General features: G+C 55.0%; 14 protein-coding genes. 3 read left to right on the plus strand and 11 right to left on the minus strand.

All coding sequences use genetic code 11. The features are described from left to right. Positions 1-87 precede the first annotated feature (87 nt). From infB to pip, 5 genes are all read right to left on the minus strand, one after another. Positions 88-2583: a translation initiation factor IF-2 gene (gene infB, locus PEL8287_RS10590; protein ID WP_085892380.1), complete on the minus strand. Its 2496-nt coding sequence runs from the start codon at positions 2581-2583 to the stop codon at positions 88-90. Then, the gene (locus PEL8287_RS10595; protein ID WP_085892381.1) at positions 2580-3212 is read right to left on the minus strand and encodes an RNA-binding protein; all 633 of its coding nucleotides are present in this window, start codon (positions 3210-3212) and stop codon (positions 2580-2582) included. The genes infB and PEL8287_RS10595 overlap by 4 nt, the downstream gene beginning before the upstream one ends. 24 nt (positions 3213-3236) lie before the next feature. Continuing rightward, on the minus strand, positions 3237-4850 hold the full coding sequence (nusA, locus tag PEL8287_RS10600; RefSeq protein ID WP_085892382.1) for a transcription termination factor NusA: 1614 nt from the start codon (positions 4848-4850) through the stop codon (positions 3237-3239). A gap of 5 nt (positions 4851-4855) precedes the next feature. Then, the gene (rimP, locus tag PEL8287_RS10605; protein WP_085892383.1) at positions 4856-5431 is read right to left on the minus strand and encodes a ribosome maturation factor RimP; all 576 of its coding nucleotides are present in this window, start codon (positions 5429-5431) and stop codon (positions 4856-4858) included. Positions 5432-5717: 286 nt separating this feature from the next. Beyond that, positions 5718-6692 carry a prolyl aminopeptidase gene (gene pip / locus PEL8287_RS10610; protein WP_085892384.1) on the minus strand — a complete coding sequence of 325 codons (975 nt, stop codon included), beginning with the start codon at positions 6690-6692 and terminating at the stop codon, positions 5718-5720. A gap of 49 nt (positions 6693-6741) precedes the next feature. Between pip and ubiG the strand changes: the two genes are divergently transcribed. Continuing rightward, positions 6742-7488: a bifunctional 2-polyprenyl-6-hydroxyphenol methylase/3-demethylubiquinol 3-O-methyltransferase UbiG gene (gene ubiG, locus PEL8287_RS10615; RefSeq protein ID WP_085892385.1), complete on the plus strand. Its 747-nt coding sequence runs from the start codon at positions 6742-6744 to the stop codon at positions 7486-7488. A gap of 3 nt (positions 7489-7491) precedes the next feature. Here the strand turns inward: ubiG and PEL8287_RS10620 are convergent, their stop codons facing one another. From PEL8287_RS10620 to PEL8287_RS10635, 4 genes are read right to left on the minus strand one after another with little or no spacing between them, the layout of a single operon-like run. Further along, positions 7492-7935, minus strand: coding sequence for a MarR family winged helix-turn-helix transcriptional regulator (locus PEL8287_RS10620; protein WP_085892386.1), 444 nt, complete (start codon positions 7933-7935; stop codon positions 7492-7494). Continuing rightward, positions 7936-8766, minus strand: a complete 831-nt coding sequence (locus tag PEL8287_RS10625) for a carbon-nitrogen hydrolase family protein (protein ID WP_085892630.1) — start codon at positions 8764-8766, stop codon at positions 7936-7938. 5 nt (positions 8767-8771) lie between these two features. After that, entirely contained in the window at positions 8772-9029 is a 258-nt protein-coding gene (grxC, locus tag PEL8287_RS10630; RefSeq protein ID WP_085892387.1) for a glutaredoxin 3, read from the minus strand. A gap of 33 nt (positions 9030-9062) precedes the next feature. After that, positions 9063-9794 carry a double zinc ribbon domain-containing protein gene (locus tag PEL8287_RS10635; RefSeq protein ID WP_370737920.1) on the minus strand — a complete coding sequence of 244 codons (732 nt, stop codon included), beginning with the start codon at positions 9792-9794 and terminating at the stop codon, positions 9063-9065. Positions 9795-9809: 15 nt separating this feature from the next. Here PEL8287_RS10635 and PEL8287_RS10640 point away from each other — a divergent pair, with 15 nt between their 5' ends. Beyond that, positions 9810-10625, plus strand: coding sequence for a methyltransferase domain-containing protein (locus tag PEL8287_RS10640; RefSeq protein ID WP_085892388.1), 816 nt, complete (start codon positions 9810-9812; stop codon positions 10623-10625). Between the two features lie 61 nt (positions 10626-10686). Beyond that, positions 10687-11751, plus strand: coding sequence for a ferrochelatase (gene hemH, locus PEL8287_RS10645; protein ID WP_085892389.1), 1065 nt, complete (start codon positions 10687-10689; stop codon positions 11749-11751). A gap of 66 nt (positions 11752-11817) precedes the next feature. Here hemH and PEL8287_RS10650 read toward each other — a convergent pair whose 3' ends face one another. Continuing rightward, a complete protein-coding gene (locus PEL8287_RS10650; RefSeq protein ID WP_085892390.1) occupies positions 11818-12006 on the minus strand; it encodes a hypothetical protein in 189 nt (62 codons plus the stop codon). Positions 12007-12151: 145 nt separating this feature from the next. Next, positions 12152-12754: a L,D-transpeptidase gene (locus tag PEL8287_RS10655; RefSeq protein WP_085892391.1), complete on the minus strand. Its 603-nt coding sequence runs from the start codon at positions 12752-12754 to the stop codon at positions 12152-12154. Between the last annotated feature and the right edge of the window lie 41 nt (positions 12755-12795).

The raw sequence follows: 12795 nt of genomic DNA on the forward strand, positions 1-12795 counted from the left end.
AAATCCGAATATACGTAAATCCGCGCTTCATGCGGACAAAAAAAGGGCAGCAAAAGCTGCCCTTTTTCGCATTAAAAATGCCTGAGGTTACTCAAGTGTGCGGGTAAACTCTTCGCGCTCAAAGATTTCGATTACATCGCCAGGGCGAATGTCATCGTAGTTTTCGAACGCCATCCCACATTCCTGACCTGATTGCACCTCGGCTACTTCGTCTTTGAAACGCTTGAGCGTTTTGAGCGTACCTTCGTGGATAACAACATCGTCGCGAAGCAGGCGCACACCGGCCGACCGGCGCGCTACACCCTCGGTCACCAGACAGCCGGCAACCTTGCCAACTCCCGTCACCTTGAACACTTCCTTGATTTTCGCGTACCCAATAAAGTTTTCACGAATTTCAGCGCCCAACAGACCGCTTGCCGCCGCTTTCACGTCGTCTACTAGATCGTAGATGACCGAATAATAGCGGATTTCCACGCCTTTCTGGTTGGCGCTGTTGCGTGCCGGGGCATTGGCTCGCACGTTAAAGCCAAAGACAGGTGCACCCGAGGCTTCGGCAAGGCCGATATCGGATTCAGTGATGGCACCAACACCCGAATGCAGCACGCGCACGCGAACCTCGTCGTTGCCAATCTTTTCCATCGCCTGCACAATCGCTTCTGCCGAGCCCTGCACATCGGTCTTCACTACGATCGGCATCTCGGCGATGCTTTCATTTTCCTTGGCTTGCGCCAAAAGCTGCTCAAGCGAGGTACCTGCCCCGGCGGCAGCACGTTTTTCCTTCGCAGCGCTCTCGCGATAGTCAGCAATCTCACGGGCTTGTGCCTCGGTGTCGACCACGTTCAGAACGTCGCCCGCCTCGGGCGTGCCATTCAACCCCAAAACCTCAACTGGTACCGATGGGCCGGCTTCGGACACGCGCTCGCCCCGGTCGTTGATCAAAGCGCGCACCTTACCGAATTGTTCGCCGACGACAAAAATATCACCCTGGCGCAGCGTACCCTTCTGAACCAGTACCGTGGCCACAGGCCCACGCCCTACATCCAGCTGTGCTTCAATCACCGCCCCTTGGGCCGACCGATTCGGGTTTGCTTTCAGCTCAAGGATCTCAGCCTGAAGCGCAATCGCCTCCAGCAGTTCATCCAAGCCCTGACCGGTAGCGGCCGACACTTCAACGTCCTGCACTTCACCGGACATCGCCTCGACAATCACCTCGTGGCGCAGGAGATCCGAACGCACCTTGTCGGGGTCAGCCGCAGGCAGATCGACCTTGTTGATCGCCACGATCATCGGCACTTTAGCGGCCTTTGCGTGGTTGATCGCCTCAATGGTCTGAGGCATGACAGCGTCGTCTGCGGCAACAACCAGAACCACGATATCTGTGACTTGCGCACCACGTGCCCGCATGCTGGTAAAGGCCGCGTGGCCGGGTGTGTCAAGAAACGTCAATAGCTGACCGTTGTCGGTCGTCACCTGATAGGCGCCGATATGCTGGGTGATCCCGCCAGCCTCACCCGCTACTACCTTGGCATTACGAATGGCGTCCAGCAGCGAAGTCTTGCCGTGGTCAACATGGCCCATGATGGTGATCACCGGCGGGCGTGGAATCAAGTCTTCGGGCAAATCGTCAATCTGGTCGATTACATCCTCTACATCGGCATCCGACACCCGCACGACGCGATGGCCAAATTCCTCGATGATCAACTCGGCCGTATCGGCGTCAATCGATTCGTTTTGTGTAACCATCATTCCGTTATTCATCATCGCCTTGACGACATCGCCAACACGTTCAGCCATACGGTTGGCCAACTCTGAAACTACAATAGTTTCAGGAAGTTGTACGTCGCGCACAATCTTCTCACGCTCAACATTGCCACCCATGGCCTTTTGCCGGGCGCGCTCTTGCTTGCGTTTCATCGCCGCCATTGATTTCTGACGGCCACCTTCGCCACCCGACAGGGCCTGATTCAGGGTCAATTTGCCCGCGCGACGACCATCGTCACCGCCACGGCCCTTGTTGCGGCGCGGCGGCGCCTGATCGCGTTCTTTTTCCTGTTTGCGAGGCACCGGAGCCGTTTTGGTAGGTGCTGCACGTACAGGCGCCTCATCATCAGGTTGGGCCGCAGCCACTGCAGCCTTCTTGGCGGCCTCTTCGGTTTCACGTTTGAGACGCTCTTCGTCATCAGCCTTGGCCTTGGCACGTTCTTCTGCTTCGCGCTGCTCGCGCTCTTTGGCCTCGGCTTCTTCACGGCGTCGCTGACGTTCTGCCTCGCGTTCTTTTTCGGCAGCTGCGCGTTCGGCTGCATCTTCGGTTTCCCGTGCCTTTGCCGCTTGCAGCGCCTTCATCCGGCGCTCCATCTCCGCGTCTGAAATCCCTGCGGGCCGCTTCGAGGGGTCCCCCAATGGTTTGCTTTTGCCAGCGGAACCAGCCGCAGCGTTCGCCCCGGTCACCGGTTTGACGACGCGTTTGCGCTTGGTTTCCACCACGACGTTCTTGGTCCGGCCATGGCTGAAGCTCTGCTTCACGTTCCCCGCCCGGGGACCGCCACGCACACCCAATGTTTTCTTTCCGTCGTTGTCGCTCATCTGGTTCTACTTTCCTTTCCGGTGGGCTTGCCACCGTCCGAAACGCGCAGGCCTTTCAGCCTTGCCGCTTCCTCTACAACACGTTGCGACAAACCTCCAGCACCCAGTGCCGCATGTATCGTGGTTTGTCGCCCAAAGGCCTGACCCAGCTCGTCCGCTGTCAGCCAACCTATAAAAGAGCCGCCATACGGCGTGCTCAGCTTTGATTTTCCGCGCTCCGAGCCATCGCTGGCCTGGATAAGGACCTCGGCCTGATCTTTAGCCAGCCAGTCCTTGACCTTTTCATACCCCGACACGGCGCCGCCACCCTTGCGCGCCAAGCTGATCAGGTTCACCACGCGGTGTGCCAACTGCGCCTCGACCACATCGGTCAGGTTATCGGGCACCTTAACCGGCTGCCTGGAGGCGCGCGCGAAAAGGCCCTTTGCTACCGCCTTGTCCAGCGCCGCACGATCTGCGGCCACCCAGATGCCCCGCCCCGGCAGCTTTTCCATAACGTCTGGCGCCAGCTGCCCTTCAGGGCCGATAACAAAGCGGATCAACCCATGCTTTGGCTGCACCTCGCCCGTGGCAATGCACTTGCGTTCGGGACCTTCACTTTGGTCTTTGGGTTGCCCGCTGCGCCCCATCAGGTGTCTCTGAGACCTGATAAATCAGGCCTCTGCCTCCTGTACGTCGCCTACGGTTTCTTCTTCGTCAGACTCAAGATCGGCGGGATCGACCCAGCCCAGCATGATCCGGGCAGTCATGACCATATTCTGCGCTTCCTCAAGCGAGACACCAAAAGGTTCCAAAACGCCGTCATCCTTGATCCGCTCCCCGTCGACTGTTGTCCAGCCGCCAGCCAGTTCCCAGTCGGCGCAGGTGGCGAAATCTTCCAGCGATTTCACATCGTCTTCGGCCAGTGCCTGTACCATTTGGGGTGTCAGGCCTTCGAATTCAATAAGGCTTTCTTCGACACCCAATTCGCGGGCACGATCCAGCGCCGCCTTAGCCTTCGCTTCCAGCACATCACGGGCACGCGCCTGCAATTCCTTGGCAGTGTCTTCGTCCACCCCGTCAATCACCAGTAGTTCGTCCAGCTCGACATAGGCGACCTCTTCAAGGTTGGTAAAGCCTTCAGATACCAGCAACTGAGCAAAGAATTCGTCCAGATCCAAGGTATCCATGAAAAGCTTAGTACGCTCTTCGAACTCCTTCTGACGGCGCTCGCTATCCTCGGCTTCGGTCATGATGTCGATGTCCAGACCGGTCAGCTGACTGGCCAGACGTACGTTCTGACCACGGCGGCCAATGGCCAGGCTCAACTGATCCTCGGGCACAACCACCTCAATACGCTCGGCCTCTTCATCCAGAACCACCTTGGAAACCTCAGCAGGCTGCAGCGCATTCACCAGGAATGTCGGTTGATCTTCGTTCCACGGGATGATGTCGATCTTTTCGCCCTGCAGCTCGTTCACCACGGCCTGGACCCTGCTACCGCGCATACCCACGCAAGCACCTACCGGATCAATCGAACTGTCATATGAAATCACTGCGATCTTTGCACGGCTACCCGGGTCACGGGCCACGGCTTTGATTTCGATGATACCATCATAGATTTCCGGCACTTCCATCTTGAAAAGCTCTGCCATGAATTCGGGCGCGGTACGGCTCAGGAAAATCTGAGGCCCGCGGGCCTCACGGCGCACGTCCTTGATATAGCAGCGGATCCGATCATTCGGGCGATACGATTCGCGGCCGATTTTTTCGTTTCGACGCAAAATTGCCTCGCCCCTACCCACATCCACGATAACGTTGCCGTACTCTTCGCGCTTGACCTGACCGTTAATGATCGTGCCGGCACGATCCTTGAATTCCTCATACTGACGATCCCGCTCTGCTTCGCGTACCTTCTGCAGGATCACCTGCTTGGCGGATTGCGCTGCGATCCGGCCCATTTCAACCGGCGGCACTTCTTCCACAAAGGTGTCACCCACCTTGGGATCTTCCATGTACTGCTTGGCCTGCTCAACGGTGAATTCGGCCTGGTAATTTTCAAGCTCTTCATCCTCGACCACGGTACGCACGCGGGTGAACGTCGCCTTGCCGGTTTTCCTGTCGATACTGACACGGATATCCATCTCGCTGCCGTACCGGCTTTTGGCCGCACGGGCGAGGGATTCTTCCATCGCTTCGACAACCAGACCGGGGTCGATCATCTTTTCGCGGGCCACGGCCTCGGCGGTTTGCAGCAGTTCAAGCTGGTTGGCGGATGTGATTGCCATTGTCTTCAGTCCTCCTCAGAACCGGAATCGGTCTCTATATCGTCAAATTCGTCTTCATTGATCGTGCCCGCCGCCTTGCGCTGACGCAGCATTTCTTTGATCAGATCATCGGTCAGTACAAGTTTGGCGTCGACCAGCCAGTCAAATTCCAACCCAATCGTGCCTTCTTCGACATTGATCAGCACCTCGGTGCCTTCAACGCCCGCCAACGTGCCCTTGAATCGCCTGCGTCCATCTATCAGCTCACTGGTTTCCAGCTTGGCCTCATAACCTTCAAACGCCTCAAAATCTTTCAGGCGGGTCAACGGCCGGTCTATCCCGGGGGATGAAACTTCAAGAGTGTAGGCATCAAGAATAGGATCTTCGACATCAAGTACGGCACTGATCGCATTTGAAATCGCAGCGCAATCATCCACCTCAATCCCGCCTTCGGGCCGCTCGGCCATGATTTGCAGTGTTTCAGTCTTGCCACTCATCAGACGCACGCGCACCAGCTCAAACCCCATATCCTCGATAACGGGGGTGATGATCTCGGCCATCCGGCGATCAATCGCTGCTTTTGCAATCAGGTCGTTGGTCATATTTCCAAGCACAAAAAAACGGGCGCGCGGCCCGTTGAACTATCCGGTGGAGCCTTCGGTGTGGACCCGTAAGCGCCGCTGTTGAGATGCATATACGCTTTGCAATCCGAGTCTGCAAGGACATTGAACATATGACGCATCAAAGCGCCTATGATGCCTATCACTACATTCAAAATAACGGAGTTTTCTGAATGTCAGTTCAGAAAATGCACGATGATTACGCTGCGGCGCATAACATATCACACGCTATCTTGCTGAACCGGGCTGAATTCTTACTGCCTTATGGCTAAAGTTGCCGTGCCATCCGGTCCATGATGCCTACAAGTTCCGCGCTGATCCCCGGCTCTGAAAGCGCGTGCCCCGCTACAGGGATCATACGCAAATCAGCCTTTCCCCAGGCTTGCGCCAGAGTATACGCTGTCTCGGGTGGGCAAATCATATCGTAGCGCCCCTGCACAATTGTGCCTGGGATATCCGAAATGTTACCGATCTGATCCAGAATTTGCCCATCGTATTCCAGAAAGCCGCCATGCGTGAAATAATGATTCTCTAACCGTGCGAAAGCCCGCGCATACTCGGCCGGGCTTTCACCCCCCACGCCTGTGGAATGCACTGTGGCCAGTGCGTTTTCCCAAGCAGACCAGGCCCTGGCATAAAGCACTTCTTCACTCAGATTCCCGGAAAACAACCGTTTATGATAGGCCCCGATCATGTCATTGCGCTCATCCTCTGGAATAAGCTCTTGAAATCGTTTCCATGTTTCGGGCCAGAATTTGCCAGCACCGCCCCCATAAAACCATTTCAACTCGACCTGCGTCATCATGAATACGCCACGCAACACAAGGTGCGACACTCTCTCGGGATGGGTCTCGGCATAGATCAGCGCCAAGGTGGCACCCCAACTGCCGCCAAAAACCATCCAGTCTTCGATTGCCAGAGACTCGCGAATACGCTCAATATCTGAAACCAGATGCCATGTCGTATTGGCCTCGATGCTGGCATGGGGCGTAGATCGGCCACAGCCACGTTGATCGAATAGTATTATCCGGTAGATATTGGGGTTAAAATAGCGTCGCATTGCAGGGCTGCACCCGCCGCCCGGACCACCATGCAGTACCACAACAGGGTGCCCATCACGCCTGCCTGATTGCTCAACATAAATCTTGTGACCGTCGCCAACATCCATCATTTGCCGGTGAAAAGGTTCGACCGGTGGATATAGATACTGAACTGCGCTCTTTTGGCCTGAGAATTTATCCATGACCGTCCTATATAGAGGGGCGACACCAATTGAGCATATGGAGAGCAGAATGCAAGCCGCTCACAGCACGATCAACCCTGCCGAAGTAGCCAAGTTTGAAGCGATGGCCGCTGAATGGTGGGATCCGAACGGCAAGTTCAAGCCACTTCACATGCTCAACCCGTGTCGCTTGGACTATATCACATCCCAGATTGCCGCTGAATTCGATCGAGACCTGACACAACCCTTACCCTTTAAAGGATTGCGTATTCTCGACATCGGCTGTGGGGGAGGTTTGCTAAGCGAACCCATGGCGCGCCTTGGCGCCGATGTTTTGGGCGCTGACGCCGCTGAAGGCAACATTCCAGTGGCCCAGGTGCATGCCGACCAATCAGGTCTGAAAATTGACTACCGCCATACCACGGCAGAGGCCCTAGCGGCAGCAGGTGAACAGTTTGATGCGATCTTGAACATGGAAGTGGTCGAGCATGTCGCCGAACCGCAGGCTTATCTGACCGCCTGCCGCCAGTTGCTAAAACCCGGCGGCCTGCAAATTTGTTCAACCATCAACCGAAATCCGAAAAGTTTTGCCATGGCCATCGTTGGTGCCGAATACGTTATGCGCTGGCTTCCCAAGGGTACGCATGAGTGGAATAAATTCATAACTCCGGATGAACTTGAAAATCTGTTGCGCAGCGCAGGTCTGGACCCGGTAGATCGCAAAGGGTTTGTTTTTAATCCGGTGACCTGGCGTTGGCGTCTGTCCGACCGCGATCTTAGCGTCAATTATGTAACCGCCAGCATTAAACCTAAATAGCGATCAGCCTTCTTCCAGTTTGATGCGCAATTCCCGCAGGACCGGGAGTGTAGCGCGCACCTTGTCCTCGCCCAGTTCAGCAACCATGTCGGTAAAAATCGGCGTGATAGCTGCAAGCGCCGTTTCACGCGCCTGACGACCGGCCTGACTAATCGCGATCTTCTTCCGGCGGGCATCGTCCCAGTCTGGGCGTATATGTATATAACCGGCCCATTCCAGCTTGCTCAGGGTGTTGGTCATTGCCCCTCGTGTAACGTGAAAACTTTTGGCCAGCTGCGCCGGGCTGCGTTCATGCCCGGCCCGCGCCAAATGGTTGAGAACGGAAAAATGCGAGATTTCCATCCCCTTAGGCAAGACACGGCTAAGGCTATTCCGAATCAACTGTTCGTTCGTCAGAATCTCACTGAACAGGGCCACGGCCAATGAATTGCTGGTGTTTTCGTTCATTCAAGGGCCGTTAAATCCTATTTCAGTGACAAGCGACGGTATGCGCTGACGTGCTTTTGCCACTTCGGAAGGGTCCAGATCAACGTATATGATTCCCGGCTCAGTTCCTGCATCTGCCAAAACCTCGCCCCACGGGCCAATTGCCATTGAATGGCCATAGGTTTTACGCGCCCGGCCAGAGGTAACAGAATGCAATCCGGTTTGGGCCGGGGCCAGCACATACGAGCCTGTCTCAATCGCCCGCGCGCGCAGCAAAGTTTCCCAATGTGCTTTCCCGGTAACAGGTGAAAAAGCCGAGGGAACGCTTAGTACGCTTGCGCCGGCCTGAGCTAAAGAACGGTAAAGATGCGGAAACCGGATATCATAACAGATGGTCATGCCCAAATCTCCCGTCGGCATCTCAGCCAACACACTGCAGTCACCTGCGCGGTAGCCTTCAGATTCCCGGTAGCATTCGGTCTCAGACACTTCGACATCAAACATATGAATTTTGTCATAGCGCGCAGCAATGTCGCCTAGGGGCGTGATCAGGAACGAACGGTTGGCAAAACGTCCATCAGGAGCTTCTGATTTCAGAGCAAGCGACCCGATCAAAAGCCAGATTTTCAGTTCAGCCGCCTGAAAACGCAATGCGGCAAGGGTCCGGTCGTCATCCTCGTTTTGCAGGACCGCGCGTTGCTGGCGGCGGTCAAGTGACACACAATTTGTAACCTCGGGTGTCAGAATAAAACTGGCGCCAGCCTTGGCTGCCCTATCTACCAACCCTGTTGTGACTGGCAGATTTCCTACCGGATCGTCACTGCTGTTTAGTTGGATCAGAGCAGTCTTCATGGCAATCACAATCCCAGTAGCGAATCCAGCTTACCCGCACGTTCAAGTGCATAAAGCTCATCACAACCACCCACATGCGTTTCGCCAACGAATATCTGTGGTACGGTCCGCCCTCCGTTGGCGCGCTGTATCATTTCCGGTTTGCGTGACGGATTTGACCAGACGTTAATCTCGGCAAAGTTCACACCTTTTTGCTTCAGCAAGCGCTTTGCGGCATGACAGAAGCCGCACATGGGCGAAGTGTAAATTTCAATCGTTTTCATTTGCAGTTCCCATCAACCGTTTTCCGCGGGAACTTAAGTATCCTTAGCCACACGCGCTAGTGCCAGAATACAAACATCCGCGGCACCAGCCGAAAAACAGGCCTGTGCCGCCGAGGAAAGCGTAGCGCCTGAGGTCATGACATCGTCGATGATCAGCACGGCCTGGCCAATAAGAGCAGCCTTTCTTTTCCCGTGCACCCGAATCGCATCGCTCAGGGTTTGGTGTCTTGCATCGCGACCTAAACCATCGAGTGATCTTGTGCGTTTGGGCCTGATCAGAAGATCAGGACAGCAGGAAAGACCGGTTTGATCAGCCACGGCCTGCGCCAGCAAAGCCGCTTGATTGAAACGGCGCCGTAACATACGCGACCAATGCAAAGGCACGGGCGCAATGATCATATTGGCGGTTAGAATAGGTTTTGCAGCATGCGCCATCCACAAGGCTGCGGGGCGCACCACGTCGTGCCGGTCACCGTGCTTTAGGGCCAGAACAAGCTTGCGGCCATTATCTTTGTATAAAACTGCAGCACGCCCCCTGCTCCAAGGCCGGGAAATGGACATACAATCATCGCAATATTCGGCCTCATCCACCATTTCTCCAGGAAGCGGAATGCCACAGGCATCACAACACGAACCCGAAATAAAAGGTGTATCCCGCCAGCACGTCCCGCAAAGGCCAAAGTCACTTTCCACCTGAACCCCACAAATTGTACATCTGGGCGGATAAATCAGACGCAACGCTGTTTGAAATACCTCCAAGCTCACCCTATTGTCCCCGCTATGACAAAGCCCCTCATTGATCGCGCGGCCCTGATCCGCAATCGCCAGCGTGCGTCAGCAGCGCCAGCGCTGTTCCTGCATGGCACTGCCGCTGATGAAATCAAAGATCGGCTAGAGATGGTTAACAAATCGTTTATTGCTCCAGCGGTGGTAAGCGGTTTTCCGGACTTCTGGCAAACCGTGCTGCCCAACGCCAAATGCGTAGCCGACACCGAAGTGCTTGATCTTGCCGAAGGCGCACATGATCTGGTGATACACGCGATGTGCCTGCATTGGGCCAACGACCCTGTTGGTCAGTTGATTCAGGCCCGCCGTGCGCTGCGGCCTGATGGGCTCTTGCTAGCTGTGCTACTTGGCGGTGAAACCCTTAAGGAACTGCGCGTTTCTCTGGCACAGGCCGAGTCCGATTTGTCGGGTGGCTTATCGCCACGCGTTGTCCCGATGGGCGAAATTCGTGATTTGGGGGCCCTGCTTCAACGGGCCGGGTTTGCCCTGCCTGTTGCCGACAGCCTGCCTTTAGAGGTCAGTTATGCATCACCACTACACCTTATGAAAGATTTGCGCGCCATGGGTGAAACCAACGCGATGACAGGGCGATCCCGGCACATGATGCGGAAAACGCTTCTTGCCAAAGCCAACCAAATTTACACTAACGAATTCGGTGGGGCCGACGGCCGCATTGCATCTACATTCGAGATGATTTTTCTGACGGGCTGGTCGCCGGACCCCAGTCAACCACAACCGTTGCGCCCGGGATCTGCCACCTCGCGACTGGCAGATGCGCTTGAAACTGATGAAAACCGTCTGAAAGATTGACCTTGCGGCCTTAACCGTTATGTCCACCGGTGAAACATGACAGCAAGGATTGACCCCAAACATGTCAGAAGCGCGCGAAACCTCAGAACGCCCCAGTCATGCGCCCGCCGACCATCCGGCAATTCCAAAGGCAAAAACCGGGATTCTGCTTGCCAATTTGGGAACCCCGGACAATTACGATTATTGGTCCATGCGCCGGTACCTGAACGAGTTTTTGTCAGACCGTCGTGTGATCGACTATTCGCCCTGGAAATGGCAGCCCCTGCTACAGCTGATCATCCTCACCAAACGGCCCTTCACAAGCGGCGAGGCGTATAAATCAATCTGGAACGAGGAAAAGGGCGAAAGCCCCTTGATGACAATTACTCGCGATCAAACCACTAAGTTGGCTCAGGCGATGCAGGAGAGATATGGCGACCAGGTAATGGTCGATTTCTGCATGCGCTATGGCAACCCATCAACAAAGTCCAAGGTGCGGGAAATGACCCAAGCGGGATGCACCCGCATCCTTTTCTTCCCACTTTACCCACATTATGCGGGCGCCACGTCGGCCACTGCGAATGACCAGTTTTTTCGCGCGCTTATGGAAGAAACCCGACAGCCGGTTGCCCGCGTGGTCGAACCTTATTTCGAACACCCGCTTTACATTGATGCGCTTGCGAAGTCGGTTGAAACGGCCTACGCAACCATCGAAGACCAGCCTGACGTGTTGATTGTGTCTTACCATGGCATGCCCAAACGCTATCTGATGCAGGGTGATCCTTACCACTGTCAGTGCCAGAAAACGACGCGGTTGTTGAAAGAACGTCTAGGTTGGGACGACACCCAGATCACAACGACCTTTCAATCCGTTTTCGGGCCTGAAGAATGGTTAAAACCTTACACTGTTGAAGAAGTCGCAAGATTGGCCAAAGATGAAGGTAAAAAGAAAATTGCTGTCATTGCACCCGCTTTTTCTGCCGATTGCATCGAAACATTGGAAGAAATCAACGAAGAAATTCGCGAAAGCTTTGAAGAGGCGGGGGGAAAGCAATTCAGCTATATTCCCTGCCTGAATGACCAGCAGGCGCATATTCAAGCTTTGACCTCGATTGTTGAAAGCAACCTTAGAGGCTGGGTAGACTAAGAGTTAATCCAAAAACAAAAAAAGGCAGTGGTTTCCCCTGCCTTTTCCTTTAGATATGTTGCCGAATTAGTCAGCAGCAACAACTGCAGCGACGATGGCCAACAGGACCAGCGGCACCCAAACGCCGGCAGCAGACGAGCTGGCAGCAGTTTCTTCAACCACAACAGGTGCTTCGATGACCGGCTCGGCATAGCTGCCTGCAAATGCGGTCGATGCAGCAGCTGTCAGGGCAGCGGCGAGAACGAGTTTTTTCATAGTAACCTCCAGATATTGGCCTGCCGCGGCTATCACGCAACGACAGGCACCCAAGACTTAACCTCGTGGTGTTTTTCTAAACAGCAATTTTCGCCGATTGCAAATACAAGTTAGCGCTTAAACCACACAATTCGCCCAATTTTCGTCAAATAAGCAACACTTGCGTGCCAACCTTGGCAAGTCCAAAAAGCTCAGCGATGTGTTGGTTATAAAGGCCGATACACCCATTGGACGACCGGCGCCCGATTTTGCGTGTATCATGCGTTCCGTGGATTCTGTAATAGGTCCAGCTCAGGTACATCGCATGGGTCCCAAGAGGATTGTCCGGGCCAGGTCCGATAAACTCTGGCCATTCGGGATTTCTTTCCAGCATCGACGGAGTCGGCCGCCAGCTGGGCCCTACTACTTTGCGAACAACCTGTGTCCGGCCACGGCGGGTAAGCTCTTCGGAAACAGGTACGCTTGATGGATACAGCTTATAGGTTTGCCCATCCGCTGACCAGAAATGCAGCGCCCGTGAGGTGATATCAACCAGAATCGCACCGTTGTTCAGATTCGAAAAATAGGGTCGCCAATCCAGCGACCGAAAGCTGGAAATATTGCGCCGGACGGTTTCTGTGACGTCGCTTTCAATTTCAACGCTTCCGGCACCATCAACATCCTGCGCCAAAGCAGGTGCGCCAATGGCGGCCGCTGTACCGGCCAGAAAGGCGCGCCTGTTCAACCCGTTCACGAATTTATTGGCCATTCTTTCTCTCCCGAGTTTATGCACAGTATAGGCGAACACAT

Source organism: Roseovarius litorisediminis, assembly GCF_900172295.1.
GTDB classification, from domain to species: domain Bacteria; phylum Pseudomonadota; class Alphaproteobacteria; order Rhodobacterales; family Rhodobacteraceae; genus Roseovarius; species Roseovarius litorisediminis.